The organism is Klebsiella sp. BDA134-6, assembly GCF_015601345.1.
Taxonomy (GTDB): domain Bacteria; phylum Pseudomonadota; class Gammaproteobacteria; order Enterobacterales; family Enterobacteriaceae; genus Klebsiella; species Klebsiella grimontii.
On sequence record NZ_CP064784.1, the window covers coordinates 98,008 to 116,050 of the forward strand.

Consider the following 18,043-nt stretch of genomic DNA (forward strand, 5'->3'; position numbering starts at 1 on the left):
CGCGAAGTAAGGAGCGTTTATGAATCAATCTTATGGGCAGCTGGTGAGCCGCGCGGCGATTGCGGCGACGGTGATGGCCTCTGCGTTACTTTTGATCAAGATTTTTGCATGGTGGTATACCGGGTCTGTGAGTATTCTGGCGGCGCTGGTTGATTCACTGGTGGATATCGCCGCCTCGTTGACCAACCTGCTGGTGGTGCGTTATTCGCTGCAGCCTGCCGATGAAGAACATACCTTTGGCCATGGTAAAGCGGAATCGCTGGCCGCGCTGGCGCAAAGTATGTTTATCTCCGGCTCGGCGCTGTTTCTGTTCTTGACCGGTATTGATCATCTCGTTCGTCCTGAGCCGATGAATGCGGCGGGCGTTGGGATGGCGGTGACGCTGATTGCGCTGGTCAGCACGCTGCTGCTGGTCACGTTCCAGCGCTGGGTCGTAAGAAAAACACAAAGTCAGGCGGTACGGGCGGATATGCTTCATTATCAGTCTGATGTTATGATGAACGGCGCAATTCTGGTGGCGCTGGCCCTCTCCTGGTACGGCTGGCACCGTGCTGATGCGCTGTTTGCATTAGGTATAGGCGTCTATATTTTATATAGCGCGCTGCGCATGGCTTATGACGCCGTTCAGTCGTTGTTAGACCGCGCGCTTCCTGATGAGGAACGCCAGGAAATTATCAATATCGTGACCGCGTGGCCAGGCGTCAGCGGGGCGCACGATCTACGAACGCGGCAGTCAGGGCCGACTCGCTTTATTCAGATTCATTTGGAAATGGAAGATAACCTCCCGCTGGTTCAGGCACACGTAATTGCCGACCAGGTGGAGCAGGCGTTGTTGCTCCGTTTTCCCGGGTCCGATGTCATTATCCACCAGGACCCCTGCTCTGTGGTGCCGTTAGGGCGGCAGGGTGTTTTATGATCTTTAGGTTATAGTCTGTAAACTCGATGTAAAAGTGTGGGGCGGATCGGCATTTTTTGTATAAATTACCGCCATTTGGTCTGACCTGAATCAATTCAGCCAGAAGCGTTTGATATACTATTGCAATTATCGTTGTGCACTCCTGGTGAGGGGCGCTTCAGGCAACAGGATTATTTTTTGCTTCCTAAGTTCAGAGGTAGTCATGATTAAGAAAATCGGTGTGTTGACAAGTGGCGGTGATGCCCCGGGCATGAACGCAGCAATTCGTGGCGTTGTGCGTGCGGCATTAACGGAAGGTCTGGAAGTTTTTGGAATCTATGACGGTTACCTCGGCCTGTATGAAGATCGTATGGTTCAGCTCGACCGCTACAGCGTTTCCGACATGATCAACCGCGGCGGCACCTTCCTGGGGTCGGCGCGTTTTCCAGAATTCCGCGAAGAACATATTCGCGCAGTCGCCATTGAAAATATGAGAAAGCGCGGCCTGGATGCGCTGGTGGTTATCGGTGGTGACGGTTCCTATATGGGTGCCGTGCGTCTGACTGAGATGGGCTTCCCCTGCATCGGCCTGCCGGGCACTATCGACAACGATATCAAAGGCACCGACTATACCATTGGCTTCTTCACCGCATTGAGCACCGTGGTAGAGGCAATTGACCGCCTGCGTGACACCTCTTCCTCCCACCAGCGTATTTCCGTTGTGGAAGTGATGGGCCGTTACTGCGGCGACCTGACCCTGGCGGCAGCTATCTCCGGCGGCTGTGAGTTCATCATGGTGCCTGAGGTTGAATACACTCGCGACGACCTGGTATCAGAAATTAAGGCGGGCATCGCCAAAGGCAAAAAGCACGCGATTGTGGCGATCACCGAGCATATGTGCGACGTCGACGAGCTGGCTCACTACATCGAGAAAGAGACCGGCCGTGAAACTCGCGCAACCGTACTGGGCCACATTCAGCGCGGCGGCTCTCCGGTTCCTTATGACCGTATTCTGGCATCCCGCATGGGCGCGTACGCGATTGACCTGCTGCTGCAGGGCTTCGGCGGCCGCTGCGTCGGTATTCAGAACGAGAAGCTGGTGCACCACGACATTATCGACGCTATTGAGAACATGAAACGTCCGTTCAAAAGCGACTGGCTGGATTGCGCTAAGAAGCTGTACTAAGCTTCCAACGGAAACAAAAAGGCCTTCTCAGAGAGAAGGCCTTTTTTATGGGCGGGAAGCTACTCGATATCCAGGGCATCCTCGGAAAGGATAATCCCGGTATTATCGGCGTAGAGATGGTCGCCGGAAAAGAAGGTGACGCCGCCGAAGTTGACGCGCACGTCGCTTTCGCCGATCCCTTCACCTGCGGCTCCGACGGGGATGGCGGCCAGCGCCTGGATACCGATATCCAGCTCTTCCAGATCGTCAACCTGACGCACCGCGCCATAGACGACCAGCCCTTCCCACTCGTTTTGTACGGCCAGACGCGCCAGGTCAGCGTCAATCAATGCGCGTCGAACGGAACCACCACCGTCAACCAACAGGACATGACCACGGCCGTTCTGTTCGAGCATATCGTAGAGCAACCCGTTATCCTCGAAACATTTTACCGTGATGATTTGTCCACCAAACGACGAGCGCCCCCCAAAGTTGGAGAACAGAGGTTCCACGACGTTGACATCCTCCTGGTAGATGTCACAAAGCTCGGAAGTATCGTATTTCATAGGCTTAACGTTCAGTTGCTGCGAGAATTTTCAGTATATCTCGTGAATCACGCTGTTGGCAAAATCATCAATTGTTAATTGATATTTGTCAGTTAAGCCGCAAGCCTGCTGCAAATAATTCCGATAACAAACAGCAGGTTGGTCAGCAGTGCCCCTTTAACGGTTCTTTCGAGCATTGGACGCATGGCGACGGGGTCGCGCTCCCGCATCACATAACGCGCCTGCTTAACCAGCAGCGGCGTCGCCAGCAGGAACAGCCAGCCCCACGGATTATGCAGCGAGATCAGGTTAAACAGCGCCAGGCACAGCAGCGCGCCAAACAGCAGGCAAGCGTGATAGCGGCGAGCGTTAACCGGCCCCAGGCGCACGGCGAGGGTGTTTTTACCGTTTTCACGATCGCTGTCGATATCGCGCAGATTGTTAATATTCAGCACCGCCGTCGCCAGCAGACCGCAGGCGGTGGCGGGTAAGAAAATGGCCGCTTCAACGCTGTGCGCCTGCAGATACCAGCTCCCGACGACGCTAAGCCAGCCGAAGAACACCAGCACGGAGATATCGCCAAGGCCGATGTAGCCGTAAGGGCGAGTGCCGACGGTATAGGTAATGGCGGCAACGATCGCGAGACCGCCGAGGACCATAAAACCGATAAAATCGGCCATGGTTTGCCAGGCCAGGAATAGCAACGTCAGGCCGGAGAGACAAATCAGCGCCACGGTAAGAATCAACGCGCGTTTCATCTGCGCCTGGGTGATGGCGCCTTTCTGCATACCGCGCAGCGGGCCGATACGGTCAGGTTTATCGCTGCCTTTTATCGCGTCGCCATAATCGTTGGCCAGATTGGAGAGGATTTGTAATAAACCGGCGGTAATGATGGCCAGCAGCGCAACCCAGGGATCGAAACTGCCCTGATGCCAGGCAAGCGCGGAGCCAACAATAATGGCAGCAAAGGCCAGAGGTAACGTTTTGGGGCGCAGGCTTTCCAGCCAGGCCTGGGTGCGAGTGATTGCGTGTTCGGTCATAAGTCCCGGCCAATAAAAATGGGGCCCTACCCTTCATACTTCAGGCTGCAGATACGTAGGCTACGCTCATTCACCCCAGTCATGTACTTATGCACACTCCTGGGGATGAATTCCCTTGCCGCGTGATTTGGCCTTCGGGGCCAGCGTAAGGTCTGTTCAAACGGTTAACCGTTTTGTCCTGCAACTCGAATGAGTAGGGTATCTATAGCCCCATCTAGTGTGATGAAAATATATTGAACCGGATTATAAGATAAAACGGCTCAGATCTTCATCTGCCACCAGAACATCCAGATGCTTACCGACATATTCCGCATCGATGGTGACGGTTTGGCCATTCATTTCGCTGGCATCGTAGGAGATGTCTTCGATCAGACGCTCCAGTACGGTATGCAGACGACGTGCACCGATGTTCTCGGTAGTTTCGTTGACCTGCCATGCGGCCTGAGCGATACGCTTGATGCCATCTTCCGTGAATTCGATATTGACGCCCTCGGTCGCCATCAGCGCTTTATACTGCACGGTGATAGACGCGTTCGGCTCGGTCAAAATACGCTCGAAGTCGTGGGTGGTCAGCGCTTTCAGCTCAACGCGAATCGGCAGACGACCCTGCAGTTCCGGGATTAAGTCAGACGGGCTGGCGACCTGGAACGCGCCGGAGGCGATAAACAGAATGTGATCGGTTTTCACCATACCGTGCTTAGTGGAGACGGTGCAGCCTTCAACCAGCGGCAGCAGGTCGCGCTGTACGCCTTCACGAGATACGTCAGGGCCGGAAGAGTTGCCGCCGCGCTTACAGATTTTGTCGATTTCGTCGATAAACACGATACCGTGCTGCTCAACGGCGTCGATGGCATCCTGCTTCAGCTCTTCCGGGTTGACCAGCTTCGCCGCTTCTTCTTCAATCAGCAGCTTCATCGCGTCTTTAATTTTCAGCTTACGCGGTTTTTGCTTCTGGCCGCCCAGGTTCTGGAACATGGACTGCAGCTGGCTGGTCATCTCTTCCATGCCCGGAGGGGACATGATTTCAACGCCCATCGGCGCAGCCGCGAGATCGATTTCAATCTCTTTATCATCAAGCTGACCTTCGCGCAGTTTTTTACGGAAAGACTGGCGCGCGGCGGAAGGTTCCTGAGGCTGTTCGGCCTGGCCCCAGTTGTTTTTCGCCGGCGGGATCAGCACGTCGAGGATGCGCTCTTCCGCCAGCTCTTCCGCACGATAGCGGTTTTTGTCGATGGACTGCATGCGCACCATTTTGATCGCCGCATCGGTCAGATCGCGGATGATGGAGTCCACTTCCTTACCAACATAGCCGACTTCGGTGAATTTAGTCGCTTCAACCTTGATAAATGGCGCGTTGGCAAGCTTTGCCAGACGACGGGCGATTTCCGTTTTACCGACGCCGGTCGGGCCGATCATCAGAATGTTTTTGGGCGTGACTTCGTGACGCAGCTCTTCGTTGAGCTGCATACGACGCCAGCGGTTACGCAGAGCGATGGCGACGGAGCGCTTGGCTGCGTCCTGGCCGATAATGTGTTTGTCCAGTTCGCTGACAATTTCGCGTGGGGTCATTTCAGACATGGGAGATCCTTACGCTTTGGAGGTCAATTCTTCGATGGTATGGAAGTGGTTGGTATAAATGCAGATATCACCTGCAATACTCAACGCTTTCTCTGCGATATCGCGTGCGCCCATATCGGTATTTTCCAGCAGGGCGCGAGCCGCGGCCTGGGCGTAGGGACCGCCGGAGCCGATAGCAATCAAATCGTTTTCTGGCTGCACCACGTCACCGTTACCGGTGATGATGAGCGAGGCGTTTTCGTCAGCCACCGCCAGCAGCGCTTCGAGCTTGCGCAGCATCCGGTCGGTACGCCAGTCTTTCGCCAGCTCAACGGCGGCTTTCACCAGGTGGCCCTGATGCATTTCCAGCTTACGTTCAAACAGTTCGAACAGCGTGAAGGCGTCAGCGGTGCCGCCCGCAAAGCCGGCAATCACTTTGTCGTTATACAGGCGGCGCACTTTTTTCACGTTGCCTTTCATTACGGTGTTGCCCAGCGTGGCCTGGCCATCACCGGCAATAACGACATGGCCGTTACGGCGAACACTTACAATTGTAGTCACGAGCAGACCCCTTGGTTGCAAAAGCGGAATAGGGGCCCCGCGGTTTACGCGGGGCAGAATGCAATTATAGATGGGGGGGATTTTGAGGGTTTCAACCCCTGGCGGCGAGACGAATGCAGTTTGCGTGTCCGGCCATTTTCAGCCGTTCAATCATATTGCTGGCGTTTTCTTTGCCTTTCAGCGGGCCAATCACCACGCGGTTCCAGCCGTTATTGGTGGTGATGTGCGAGGCGAAGCCTTCAAACGCCAGCTGCGCGCGCACGGTTTCCGCCTGCTCAGCGCCTTTAAAGGACCCGCACTGGATCATCCAGCTGCGATCGTCTTTTTTCTCCGTCGCGGCGGTTTTCGGCGCTTCTTCTACACGGGTTACCGGCGCGGCGGCCTGGGCTTTAGGCTGCGCGGTACTGGTATGCGCTGGCGTTTGCAGCAGGTCCTGATACGGCTGCTGATTCGACGCCGTCTGCCTCGGCTGCTGTTGTACCGGCTTCGGCTGCTCGACAACCCGCGGCTGGGTTCGCGGTTGCTGTACCTGCGTCTGCTGTTGGGCCTGCGCGAGCTGCTGTTGCTGTACCTGCTGCTGAGCTAAACGCTGACGCTGCAAGGTTTGCTGACGCTGTGCCGGAGTTTGTTCATTCCACGGCACTTCGGTCAGCTGCGTGGGCTGCTGACGCATATCGGCCTGCATCTGCGCCAGTAGCTGGCGCTGCTCATCCGTCAACTGCTCCGGCTTCATGACTTCTCCGCCCGCGGTGGGTTCCGTAGGCGCGCGTACCCCGGGCTGACGGCTTTCCAGCTCTTTAATATAGCGCCAACGCTCTTCCGGCTTCGGCGGCAGGCCGTTGCCCGCGGCCTGGCGGTTCTGCAGCGCTTCAGCTTCTTCTTTCTTATGGTGAGTGATGAAGTACAGTCCACCGATAAAGGCCACCAGCACTGCCGCAGCGATGGCCACCATAGTCGGTGAAACCGCCGAAAGGCCGCCTTGTTTGTTCCTTGAGCTTCGCGTATTGCTCTTTTTGCGCCGCGAAGAAGCCGGTTGGCTGCGGCGTACATAATCTCGTTGTGCCACTATCGTTTCGCTGTCTTATTCGTTTTTCAGCCCGCCATGTTACTTAAGCGGCGGGGCTTTGACCAGAAGAGCAGGCCCGAAAGCCTGGTGGTTATGTTCGGATTTTGCGCGTACTGCCGCGAACGATAAGCTCGCAGTCAAGTAATCGTGATCCGCTGCTGACGTTATGACCGTGCAGTTGATCCAGCAAAAGCAGCATCGCTTCGCGGCCAATATCAAAACGTGGTTGCGCGACGGTCGTCAATGGCGGATCGCAAAATTCAGACAAAGAGATGTTATCAAAACCAATAATAGACAGATCTTCAGGAACTTTCAGGCCGTGACGTTTCGCCAGCGATAGCGCCCCCAGCGCCATAATATCGCTATGGCAGAAAATAGCCGTTGGCGGTACCGGCAGCGCCAGCAGCTGTTCCAGCGCGCTGGCGCCGGCTTCATAGGTAAAGTTGCCGCGGGCGATATAGTGCGGATCGACGGTTATCCCGCTGCGACGGAGCGCCTGGACATAGCCCTGCAGGCGGTAATGGCACAGCGGCATCTCTTCCGGGCCGGCGATACAGCCGATGCGGCGGTGCCCCAGCTCGTGCAGATAGTTCACAGCGTTAAACGCGGCGGTGAGGTTATCGATATGCACCGTCGGCAACTCCAGCTCGGGAGCGAATTCATTGGCCATCACCATTGGCGGCAGATTGCGCTGCTCTTCCACGCCCGCATCGAAGGGTAAACGGGAGCCCAGCAGCAGCATGCCATCGATCTGCTTGGTAATGATCAGGTCGATAAAGGTCTTTTCCTGACGGTTCTGGTGGGCGCAATCGCCGATCAACACCAGGTACTCTTGCTCCGCGGCGGTGACTTCAATACCGCGAATGATCTCGCTGAAGAAGGGGTCGCAGATATCCGGCACAATCACCAGGATGGTGCGCGACTCGTTGCGCTTCATATTGCGCCCGAGCGATTGCGGTAAATAGCCGACTTCAAGCGCGGCCTGCTCGACCCGGTTACGGGTGCTCTGCGAAACCTTATCGGGGTTCATTAACGCTCGGGATACGGTTGCCGTGGAAACGTTTGCCTTTTGGGCAACGTCTTTCATAGTGGCGGCAACGACCTGTTTTTTGGGCTTCACCTGATTTCTCCTCGCTGACTGGCGCAGACACATCCCTGGCGTTCTGACATCAGCAACATTTTTAACAGATAGTACATCCAGAGAGTTACAGAATTTTCATGAAAAACGTGATGACGGTTGAATTTTTCGATCCGCCTCGCAAGAGAAGCCTTAACCTTCAATAGGATCGACGTCCAGTACCCATTTCACTTTTCGCGCTTCGGGTAGCGTGTTAATCAACGCCAGCGTTCCGCTGACGATATGCTGCAGCTGAACGCGCGACGGATGCTGAAGGAGAATTTGCCAGCGCCAGCGGCCGCCGCGCTTTGGCGCCAGCGCCGGAACCGGCCCGAGCACCCACAGTTTCTTATCGGCCAGCGGGCTGGCCTGCAGCAGATTGCGCAGCTGCTGTAAAAAAAGCGGCGCCTGCTGGTTGTTATGATCTTCGGCGCGAATCAGCACGTGGCTGGTCCACGGCGGCAGCTGCATGCTTTGCCGTTCCGCCAGCGCCTGCTCGGCAAACGCGTCGTATCCTTTATAAAGCAGCGTTTGCAGCAGCGGGTGCTCCGGGTGGTGGGTCTGCAGGATCACCTCGCCCTGTTTGCCCGCCCGGCCTGCGCGGCCTGAAACCTGCGTGTAGAGCTGAGCGAAGCGCTCCGCCGAGCGGAAATCGGCGGAAAACAGCGCGCCGTCAACGTCCAGCAGGGAAACCAGGGTGACATCCGGGAAGTGGTGCCCCTTCGCCAGCATTTGGGTGCCGATAAGAATGCGCGCGCCGCCGCGGTTGACGTCGGCAAGATATTGCTCAAGCGCGCCTTTGCGGCTGGTGGTATCCCGGTCGATACGGGAAATCGGGATATCGGGAAACAGCGGCCCCAGGGCCTGTTCAAGTTGTTCAGTTCCCAGACCGACCGGTACCAGATGCGTCGAACCGCAGGAGGGGCACTGGCGCGGAATCGGGCGCTGGCTGTCGCAGTGGTGGCAGCGCAGATGATGCTGGGCCTGGTGCAGCGTGTAGTAGCTGTCGCAGCGCGGACACTCCGCTATCCAGCCGCAGTCGTGACACAGCAGCGCCGGCGCGAAGCCACGGCGGTTCAAAAACAGAATCACCTGGTTATCGGCCTGCAGATGCTGGCGCATGCGGCCTATCAGCGCCGGAGACAGTCCGGCCTGCAGCTGCTGGCCCTTTAAATCCAGAACGTGCTGCTGAGCCGGGCGCGCATTGCCCGCTCGTTTGGTGAGCTTCAGCTGGCGATACTTGCCCTGGCGAACGTTATAAAGCGTCTCCAGCGCCGGAGTCGCCGAGCCGAGAATAATCGGGATTTGCTCGCTGTGGGCGCGCCAGACCGCCAGATCGCGGGCGTGATAGCGCCAGCCCTCCTGCTGTTTGTAAGAGCTGTCGTGCTCTTCATCGATGACGATCACCCCGAGGTCTTTAAAAGGAGTGAATAGCGACGAGCGAGTACCGATCACAATCGCTGCTTCGCCGTTTTTAGCTTTTAGCCACGCGGAGAGGCGTTCGCTGTCGTTCAGCCCGGAGTGCAGCACTTCCACCGGGGCGTTAAAACGGTGGCGGAAACGGGCGATAGTCTGCGGCGTCAGGCCGATTTCTGGCACCATCACCAGCGCCTGGCGACCCTGCGCCAGCACGTTTTCAAGGACGCTCAGATACACTTCCGTTTTGCCCGAGCCGGTGATCCCGGCCAGCAGCCAGGCGGAAAAGCTGTCCGAGGCGCTGTGGATCGCGCCCACGGCGGTGGCCTGTTCGGTATTAAGACGCAGGCGTTCGCCGGGTACCGAGAAGCCTGCGCGCCAGTCGGCGATAGCCGGCGCTTCGCTGGCCAGCTCCGCCAGGCCTTTACCCCTCAGCGCCTGCAGGGCGGCGTCGTTAAATTCCAGTTCGGCAACCTGATGGCGCCAGATCTTCCCCTGACGCAGCGCCGCCAGCGCCTGCTGTTGTTTCGGTGAGCGCTTAAGGCTGTTGATATCAACCGCTTGCCCCTGTTCGGTGGCAAACCAGTACCACATTGGCGTCGCGCTGGCGGGCTTTCCCTGGCGCAGCACGATCGGTAGCGCGTGAAACAGCACATCGCCGATGGGATGATGGTAGTAGTCCGCCGCCCACAGCAGCAGCCGCCAGACCGAAGCGGAGAAGACCGGCCCGGCGTCGAGGACTTCAGCCACCGGCTTGAGTTCGTTGAGCGGCAGTTCGCTGCGCTCACTGACCGCCGTTACGATACCTATCCGCTCCTGTTTGCCGAACGGGACGCGCACGCGACAGCCCGCTTTGACCGGCATGCCGTCAGGCAGCCAATAGTCAAAAGTGCGGGGCAGCGGAACGGGCAGGGCAACGTGAGCGACGGGCATTTAATCTTCCTGACTTGAAATCTGGCGGGTTAGTATACACATTGTGATAAGGGCTCGCGGATCAGTTTGCATATGCTGGTCAAATTCTGTATGATTCGCCGCCTTTGATGCGCTTTATGCGGTATCAAAATCTATTACCCGGCAATTTCGCTTTGCGCAATCGCACCGGGAAATTATTAACATCGCGTGGTGTCTGGCGTTAGGGCTGGAAGAGCGACGCGGCCTTAACTGAGGTTCTCCCATGAAAAAAGATATTCATCCGAAATACGAAGAAGTTACTGCTTCCTGCTCTTGCGGTAACGTCATGAAAATCCGTTCTACCGTAGGTCACGACCTGAACCTCGACGTGTGCGGTAAATGCCACCCGTTCTACACCGGCAAACAGCGTGATGTTGCTACCGGTGGCCGTGTTGACCGCTTCAACAAGCGCTTCAGCGTACCGGGTACCAGCAAGTAATTTGCTGAAGAAGCCGCCTCAGGGCGGCTTTTTTGTCTCTCGCGCGCAACCGCGCAAAAAAAGCAGAAGATTCCTTCTGCTTTTTTTTATGGTTTTAGTATTCCCACGTATCCGGGTCGATTCCCAGCTCGCGCATAATCTCTTTCGCCGCTTCCGGGATTTCATCGCTGCGCTCTTTACGCAGGTCTTCATCGTTAGGCAACGGTTGACCGGTAAAGGCATGCAGGAACGCTTCGCACAGCAGTTCGCTGTTGGTCGCGTGACGCAGGTTATTCACCTGACGACGCGTGCGTTCATCGGTGAGGATTTTTAACACCTTCAGAGGAATGGAAACCGTAATTTTTTTTACTTGCTCACTCTTCTTACCGTGCTCAGCGTATGGGCTGATATATTCGCCGCTCCATTCAGCCATGAGTTACCTTTAATCCTCTATTCATTAGTTAAGGGCCTGAACGCGAGTTCTGGCCATAATTGCGCGTAGTTTACCGTAGAGGGGCGCATCTGACACCAAACAAGCCGCTACGGATGTGCGCTAATGCATATAATTTTAACGGCTATTTCCAGTTTGCTCAATCTATACGCAAAGAAGTTTAGATGTCCAGATGTATTGACGTCTATTATAACAATGATTACTCTGGTGCCTGACTTTTCACCGACTCAGCCCAGGAACTCCCCAACATGACGCGTAAACAGGCCACCATCGCAGTGCGTAGCGGTTTAAATGACGACGAGCAGTACGGTTGCGTTGTCCCGCCCATTCATCTCTCCAGCACCTATAACTTCACCGGATTTAACGAACCTCGCGCCCACGACTACTCTCGTCGCGGTAACCCGACCCGTGATGTGGTGCAGCGTGCGCTGGCGGAGCTGGAGGGCGGCGCGGGGGCGGTTCTGACCAATACCGGCATGTCGGCTATTTTGCTGGTCACCACCGTATTCCTGAAACCGGGCGATCTGCTGGTGGCACCGCACGACTGCTACGGCGGCAGCTACCGCCTGTTTGATAGCCTGGCGAAGCGCGGCTGCTATCGCGTGCTGTTTGTCGATCAGAACGACGAGCAGGCGCTGAGCGCCGCGCTGGCGGAAAAACCGAAGCTGGTTCTGGTCGAAAGCCCAAGTAATCCATTGCTGAGAGTTGTGGATATTGCGAAAATCTGCGGTCTGGCGCGTGAGGCCGGAGCGGTCAGCGTGGTGGATAACACCTTCCTGAGCCCGGCTTTGCAGAATCCGCTGGCGCTGGGCGCCGATCTGGTGTTGCATTCATGCACCAAATATCTGAACGGCCACTCTGACGTGGTGGCCGGGGTGGTTATCGCCAAAGATCCGGCGACCGTCACCGAACTGGCATGGTGGGCGAATAATATCGGCGTCACCGGCGGAGCGTTTGATAGCTATCTGCTGCTGCGCGGCTTACGTACGCTTTCTCCGCGTATGGAAGTGGCGCAGCGCAACGCGCTGGCGATTGTCGACTATCTGAAAACCCAGCCGCTGGTGAAAAAACTGTACCATCCGTCCCTGCCGGAAAACCAGGGGCATGAGATTGCGGCGCGTCAGCAAAAAGGTTTTGGGGCGATGTTAAGCTTCGAACTGGATGGCGATGAGCAGACGCTGCGTCGTTTCCTGAGCGGGCTATCGCTGTTTACGCTGGCGGAATCGCTGGGCGGCGTGGAAAGTCTGATTTCCCACGCAGCGACGATGACCCATGCGGGCATGGCGCCTGAAGCGCGTGCGGCCGCCGGGATCTCAGAAACGCTTCTGCGGATTTCGACCGGTATTGAAGATGGTGAAGATTTAATTGCCGACCTGGAAAATGGCTTCCGGGCAGCAAACGAGGAATAAACATGAGTGTGATTGCGCAGGCAGGGGCGAAGGGTCGTCAGCTGCACAAATTTGGTGGGAGTAGTTTAGCGGATGCGAAATGTTACCTGCGCGTCGCGGGTATCATGACGGAGTATTCGCAGGCGGGCGATATGATGGTCGTCTCTGCCGCCGGCAGTACCACCAACCAGTTGATCAGCTGGCTGAAGCTCAGCCAGACCGATCGCCTCTCTGCGCATCAGGTGCAACAATCGCTCCGTCGTTATCAGATGGATCTCATTTCCGGATTGCTGTCGCCAGACGCTGCCGACACGCTGATCGCCACGTTTATTCAGGATCTTGAGCGTCTTGCCGGGCTGCTGGATGGCGGCGTTACTGACGCGGTATATGCCGAAGTCGTTGGTCACGGCGAAGTCTGGTCGGCCCGCCTGATGGCGGCGGTGCTGAACCATCTGGGCGTAGAGGCCGCCTGGCTGGATGCGCGTAGCTTCTTACGCGCCGAGCGCTCCCCGCAGCCGCAGGTGGATGAAGGCCTCTCCTATCCGCTTTTGCAGCAGCTGATGGCTCAGCACCCGAACAAACGTCTGGTGGTGACCGGCTTTATCTCGCGTAACAATGCCGGAGAAACCGTTCTGCTGGGGCGTAATGGTTCCGATTATTCCGCCACCCAAATCGGCGCGCTGGCCGGGGCGTCTCGCGTCACTATCTGGAGCGACGTGGCCGGGGTCTACAGCGCGGATCCGCGGAAAGTGAAAGATGCATGCCTGCTACCGCTGCTGCGCCTTGATGAAGCCAGCGAGCTGGCCCGCCTGGCGGCGCCGGTGCTACACGCCCGTACGCTGCAGCCGGTCTCCGGCAGCGATATCGATTTACAATTACGCTGTAGCTACACCCCGGATCAGGGCTCTACGCGCATCGAACGCGTGCTGGCTTCCGGCACCGGGGCGCGTATCGTCACCAGCCACGATGATGTCTGCCTGATTGAGTTTCAGGTGCCTGGTGGTCAGGATTTCAAACTGGCGCATAAAGAGCTGGACGCCATTTTAAAACGCGCCCAGCTGAGGCCGCTGGCGGTTGGCGTACACGCCGACCGTAAGCTGCTGCAGTTCTGCTACACCTCTGAAGTGGCCGACAGCGCGCTGAAGCTGCTGGACGAAGCGGGGCTGCCGGGCGAGCTGCGTCTGCGTCAGAAGCTGGCGCTGGTGGCGATGGTCGGCGCCGGCGTGACCCGTAATCCGCTACACTGCCACCGTTTCTGGCAGCAGCTGAAAGGCCAGCCGGTAGAGTTTACCTGGCAATCAGAAGAGGGCATCAGCCTGGTCGCGGTACTGCGCGCCGGGCCGACGGAAAGCCTTATTCAGGGCCTGCATCAGTCGTTGTTCCGCGCGGAAAAGCGTATTGGGCTGGTACTGTTTGGTAAAGGCAATATCGGTTCACGCTGGCTGGAGTTGTTCGCCCGTGAGCAAACGACACTTTCCGCCCGTACCGGTTTTGAATTTATTCTTGCCGGCGTCGTGGATAGCCGCCGCAGCCTGCTCAATTATGAAGGCCTCGACGCCAGTCGTGCGCTGGCTTTCTTTAATGATGAAGCGATTGAACAGGATGAAGAGTCGTTGTTCCTGTGGATGCGTGCGCATCCGTATGATGATTTAGTTGTGCTTGATGTGACCGCCAGCGAGCAGTTGGCCGATCAGTATCTTGATTTCGCCAGCCATGGCTTCCACGTTATTAGCGCGAATAAGCTGGCTGGTGCCAGCAGCAGCAGCAAATATCGCCAGATCCACGATGCGTTCGAGAAAACCGGGCGACATTGGCTGTACAACGCTACCGTCGGAGCCGGTTTACCGGTCAACCACACGGTACGTGACTTGATTGATAGCGGCGATACCATTCTCGCGCTAAGCGGTATTTTCTCCGGCACCCTCTCCTGGCTGTTCCTGCAGTTTGACGGTACCGTGCCGTTTACTGACCTCGTCGATCAGGCCTGGCAGCAGGGGCTGACGGAGCCGGACCCGCGTGTCGATCTCTCCGGGAAAGACGTGATGCGTAAGCTGGTGATCCTGGCCCGTGAGGCGGGTTACGATATCGAGCCGGATCAGGTGCGCGTAGAGTCGCTGGTGCCCGCTCATTGCGAAGAGGGTTCTGTTGATCACTTCTTCGAGAACGGTGAAGAGCTGAACGAACAGATGCTGCAGCGCCTGGAGGCGGCGCGTGAAATGGGTCTGGTATTGCGCTACGTGGCGCGTTTTGATGCCAATGGTAAAGCCCGCGTCGGCGTTGAAGCGGTGCGCGAAGAGCATCCGCTGGCGGCGCTACTGCCGTGCGACAACGTCTTCGCCATTGAGAGCCGCTGGTATCGCGATAACCCGCTGGTCATCCGTGGTCCGGGCGCCGGTCGTGATGTGACCGCCGGGGCGATTCAGTCGGATATCAACCGCCTGGCGCAGCTGCTGTAGTCATAAATAAAAGACCAGGCAACGCCTGGTCTTTTCGCCTTAGTGCGCAGCGAAAACTTCTTTGGCGGCAAACAGGCCATTCAGGGCCGCCGGGAATCCGGCATAGACCGCCATCTGCATGATAACTTCGGTAATCTCTTCCTGTGTCAGGCCGACATTTAACCCGGCGGCGATATGCACTTTTAGCTGTGGTGCGGCATTGCCGAGGGCCGTGAGCGCGGCGATGGTGGCAACTTCACGGCTGCGCAAATCGAGCCCTGGTCTGGCGTAAATATCGCCGAAGGGGAACTCAATCAGATAGCGGGCAAAATCGGGGGCGATATCCTTCAGGCTGTTGACGACGGCATCGCCGCCTTTGCCGTCCACGCGCTGTAGCATTTCTTGTCCGGTGGTATAACGTGCGCTGCTCATAGCCTATTCCTCAGTGTGATTATGCGTTACGAGGAAGGTTAGGGAGGTTTACCGGACTTGAGTAATACCCTTTTCGTGATACCTTTTCAGTATGACAAATTCACGCTTACAGAATCTGGATGTCCGCCTGCTGCGCTATTTCGCAGTGGTTGCGGAGGAAAGTAACATCAGCCGAGCGGCTCAGCGGCTCTTTATTTCGCAGCCGCCGCTGAGCCGTCATATTCGTCATCTGGAATCTCAACTGGGGGTGGCGCTATTTTTGCGCCACACCAAAGGCTTGATTCTGACCGATGAGGGAAAACGGGTGCTGGACATCGTTCGGCCGCTGTTGTGTCTTCAGGAGCGCACCCTGTCGGCGCTGAGCCAGCTCTCGGCGCCTGCGCAGCAGCTTCTGCGGATCGGGCTGACGACGGCCTTTGAACAGGGCGTTTTCGCCGCCGCGGAATCCGCTCTGGGGGAACAGACCGGCGCTTTACATATCACTCGTCAGTCATCACCGGCGTTGGCCCGGCTGGTGCGAAAGGGCAAGCTGGATGCGGCGCTGGTGGCGCTGCCGCTGAATACCGAGGGGCTTCACCTGCATCCTTTGTCTTACCAGGAGCCGCTCATCGTAGCGTTACCCGCATCCTGGCCGGAGGCCGTTAGGGCGGACCTGACGTTAAGCGCGCTCAATCACCGGCCGTTGTTCTGGTTTCCACGCGAGCGTAATCCTGATTTTTTTGACTATACGCGGCGTATTTTTGATCGGGCAGGCTATTCGCCCGCTTACGTTGAGGAGCCCGCCGAGCATGATGTTCTGCTGGCGCGCATTGCGCGCGGAGAAGGCATGATCCTTCTGCCAGCCTCTTTTTCCGCGATTCAGCGGCAAGGGGTGGTCTTTTGTCCTCTTCGGGACGCCAGCCAGCAGCTTCCTCTTAGGCTTGGTGTGGTCACGATGTCCGCAAATGAGGGGGTACGGGAAAGGGTGATAGCAGTCCTTGAAAAATCATTACCTTAGCGAATGCGCCATGAATTAATTTCATCTTGTCTGAATATTCCTCACTGTTTACGCTGATTTTTCTATTGACGCCGGTGCTCTTTTCCGTCATTTTTACATCTGGACGTCTAAACGTATAGAAGTTCGCAACACAACAAACAATAAAATGCGATTGATGAGGTAAGGTATGAGCTTTTTTCACGCCAATCAGCGGGAAGCCCTGAATCAGAGCCTGGCGGAAGTGCAGGGCCAGATTAATGTTTCTTTTGAATTCTTTCCGCCGCGCACCAGTGAAATGGAGCAAACCCTCTGGAAATCCATCGATCGCCTGAGTAGCCTGAAGCCGAAGTTTGTCTCCGTGACTTACGGTGCTAACTCCGGTGAACGTGACCGCACCCATAGCATCATCAAAGGTATAAAAGAGCGTACCGGTCTTGAAGCCGCGCCGCATCTGACCTGTATTGACGCCAGCCGTGATGAGCTGCGCGCCATTGCCCAGGATTACTGGAATAGCGGGATTCGCCATATCGTTGCGCTGCGTGGCGACCTGCCGCCGGGCAGCGGTAAGCCGGATATGTATGCGGCAGACCTGGTCACGCTGCTGAAAGAGGTCGGAGACTTTGATATTTCCGTCGCGGCTTATCCGGAAGTCCATCCTGAAGCTAAAAGCGCGCAGGCTGACCTGCTTAACCTGAAGCGTAAAGTTGATGCCGGGGCAAATCGCGCGATTACCCAGTTCTTCTTCGACGTTGAAAGTTACCTGCGTTTTCGCGATCGTTGCGTCTCGGCCGGTATCGATGTCGAAATCATTCCGGGTATTCTGCCGGTCTCTAACTTTAAGCAGGCGAAAAAGTTTGCCGATATGACCAACGTGCGTATCCCGACGTGGATGGCGAAAATGTTTGAGGGCCTGGATAATGACGCCGAAACTCGTCAGCTGGTGGGTGCGAACATTGCGATGGATATGGTGAAGATTTTAAGCCGTGAAGGGGTGAAAGATTTCCACTTTTACACGCTTAACCGCGCGGAAATGAGTTACGCAATTTGCCACACTCTGGGCGTGCGACCGGCTTAACTCCCATTCCGTTTTCCTCTATCTTATCCTTCCCTTTTTTACGCGGCGACGAAAAAATTCATTCGGCGCCGCTTCTTTTGGTTTATCACCACGTCGGCAAAGCGAGTATTTTAGGCGAACGCATGCGGCGAATACAGTATGCCGCTATTGGACTGACGGCATTCGGTTTATTGCTGGTGCTGCAGCCATGGCAGCTCGACTTCTCCTTGATGAAAGCGCTCTGCTGGCGATTCTTTCCGGTATCAACTGGGGAGCCAGCGCCATCGTTGTGAAGCGAAGGTATGCTCGCTATCCAGGCGTTGATTTACTCGCTCTGACGACCTGGGAAATGGTGTACGGCGCGTTGGTGATGAGTGCGGTGGCGTGGCTGGTTCCGCAGTATCAGCCTGGGTTTTCTGGGCATTGGTATTTTGGTCATTGTGAGGCGCTGACTGCTATCAGCATGAAAAAACGTGTGGCGCGGGTGCAGAGCGCATGAGGCGGTCTGCACCCCATTGAGATTCTCGTCCAGTGGCATACGTTGCCAGCCCTCTTCGGCCGCCAGCGCGACGGCCG

At 56.7% G+C, this 18,043-nt stretch carries 16 protein-coding genes and 1 pseudogene; 8 read left to right on the forward strand and 9 right to left on the reverse strand.

What is annotated here, in order from left to right:
• The first annotated feature begins 19 nt into the window (after nt 1-19).
• Complete coding sequence (fieF, locus tag IYV58_RS00455; RefSeq protein ID WP_195729367.1) at nt 20-916, forward strand: CDF family cation-efflux transporter FieF; 897 nt, start codon at nt 20-22, stop codon at nt 914-916.
• Nucleotides 917-1,118: 202 nt separating this feature from the next.
• Entirely contained in the window at nt 1,119-2,081 is a 963-nt protein-coding gene (gene pfkA, locus IYV58_RS00460) for a 6-phosphofructokinase (protein ID WP_004127238.1), read from the forward strand.
• 59 nt (nt 2,082-2,140) lie between these two features.
• Here pfkA and rraA read toward each other — a convergent pair whose 3' ends face one another.
• The 7 genes from rraA to priA all read right to left on the reverse strand — a co-directional run bounded on the left by rraA (nt 2,141) and on the right by priA (nt 10,295).
• Nucleotides 2,141-2,626, reverse strand: coding sequence for a ribonuclease E activity regulator RraA (rraA, locus tag IYV58_RS00465; RefSeq protein WP_004127241.1), 486 nt, complete (start codon nt 2,624-2,626; stop codon nt 2,141-2,143).
• Nucleotides 2,627-2,718: 92 nt separating this feature from the next.
• Nucleotides 2,719-3,645 carry a 1,4-dihydroxy-2-naphthoate polyprenyltransferase gene (menA, locus tag IYV58_RS00470; protein ID WP_004127244.1) on the reverse strand — a complete coding sequence of 309 codons (927 nt, stop codon included), beginning with the start codon at nt 3,643-3,645 and terminating at the stop codon, nt 2,719-2,721.
• A gap of 243 nt (nt 3,646-3,888) precedes the next feature.
• A complete protein-coding gene (hslU, locus tag IYV58_RS00475) occupies nt 3,889-5,223 on the reverse strand; it encodes an HslU--HslV peptidase ATPase subunit (RefSeq protein WP_004127247.1) in 1,335 nt (444 codons plus the stop codon).
• 9 nt (nt 5,224-5,232) lie between these two features.
• Nucleotides 5,233-5,763, reverse strand: a complete 531-nt coding sequence (gene hslV, locus IYV58_RS00480) for an ATP-dependent protease subunit HslV (protein ID WP_004127251.1) — start codon at nt 5,761-5,763, stop codon at nt 5,233-5,235.
• Between the two features lie 91 nt (nt 5,764-5,854).
• On the reverse strand, nt 5,855-6,829 hold the full coding sequence (gene ftsN / locus IYV58_RS00485; RefSeq protein ID WP_071830616.1) for a cell division protein FtsN: 975 nt from the start codon (nt 6,827-6,829) through the stop codon (nt 5,855-5,857).
• Nucleotides 6,830-6,920: 91 nt separating this feature from the next.
• Complete coding sequence (cytR, locus tag IYV58_RS00490; RefSeq protein WP_195729368.1) at nt 6,921-7,949, reverse strand: DNA-binding transcriptional regulator CytR; 1,029 nt, start codon at nt 7,947-7,949, stop codon at nt 6,921-6,923.
• A 150-nt stretch (nt 7,950-8,099) separates the two neighbouring features.
• On the reverse strand, nt 8,100-10,295 hold the full coding sequence (gene priA, locus IYV58_RS00495; protein ID WP_087828804.1) for a primosomal protein N': 2,196 nt from the start codon (nt 10,293-10,295) through the stop codon (nt 8,100-8,102).
• Nucleotides 10,296-10,536: 241 nt separating this feature from the next.
• Here priA and rpmE point away from each other — a divergent pair, with 241 nt between their 5' ends.
• On the forward strand, nt 10,537-10,752 hold the full coding sequence (gene rpmE, locus IYV58_RS00500) for a 50S ribosomal protein L31 (RefSeq protein ID WP_004107543.1): 216 nt from the start codon (nt 10,537-10,539) through the stop codon (nt 10,750-10,752).
• Between the two features lie 94 nt (nt 10,753-10,846).
• Here rpmE and metJ read toward each other — a convergent pair whose 3' ends face one another.
• Nucleotides 10,847-11,164 (reverse strand): met regulon transcriptional regulator MetJ, encoded by a 318-nt coding sequence (gene metJ, locus IYV58_RS00505; protein WP_004107547.1) that lies wholly within the window; start codon nt 11,162-11,164, stop codon nt 10,847-10,849.
• Between the two features lie 266 nt (nt 11,165-11,430).
• Here metJ and metB point away from each other — a divergent pair, with 266 nt between their 5' ends.
• Together metB and IYV58_RS00515 are read left to right on the forward strand one after the other, a co-directional pair.
• Complete coding sequence (metB, locus tag IYV58_RS00510) at nt 11,431-12,591, forward strand: cystathionine gamma-synthase (protein WP_004127265.1); 1,161 nt, start codon at nt 11,431-11,433, stop codon at nt 12,589-12,591.
• A gap of 2 nt (nt 12,592-12,593) precedes the next feature.
• Nucleotides 12,594-15,026, forward strand: a complete 2,433-nt coding sequence (locus IYV58_RS00515) for a bifunctional aspartate kinase/homoserine dehydrogenase II (RefSeq protein WP_004127269.1) — start codon at nt 12,594-12,596, stop codon at nt 15,024-15,026.
• A gap of 39 nt (nt 15,027-15,065) precedes the next feature.
• Here the strand turns inward: IYV58_RS00515 and IYV58_RS00520 are convergent, their stop codons facing one another.
• A complete protein-coding gene (locus IYV58_RS00520) occupies nt 15,066-15,437 on the reverse strand; it encodes a carboxymuconolactone decarboxylase family protein (RefSeq protein WP_004127273.1) in 372 nt (123 codons plus the stop codon).
• A 91-nt stretch (nt 15,438-15,528) separates the two neighbouring features.
• Here IYV58_RS00520 and IYV58_RS00525 point away from each other — a divergent pair, with 91 nt between their 5' ends.
• The 3 genes and pseudogenes from IYV58_RS00525 to IYV58_RS00535 all read left to right on the forward strand — a co-directional run.
• A complete protein-coding gene (locus IYV58_RS00525; protein ID WP_049113492.1) occupies nt 15,529-16,434 on the forward strand; it encodes a LysR family transcriptional regulator in 906 nt (301 codons plus the stop codon).
• A 166-nt stretch (nt 16,435-16,600) separates the two neighbouring features.
• Nucleotides 16,601-17,488 (forward strand): methylenetetrahydrofolate reductase, encoded by an 888-nt coding sequence (gene metF, locus IYV58_RS00530; RefSeq protein WP_004127280.1) that lies wholly within the window; start codon nt 16,601-16,603, stop codon nt 17,486-17,488.
• A gap of 107 nt (nt 17,489-17,595) precedes the next feature.
• Nucleotides 17,596-17,899: pseudogene (locus IYV58_RS00535) on the forward strand (EamA family transporter); the annotation flags it as partial.
• Nucleotides 17,900-18,043 lie beyond the last annotated feature (144 nt).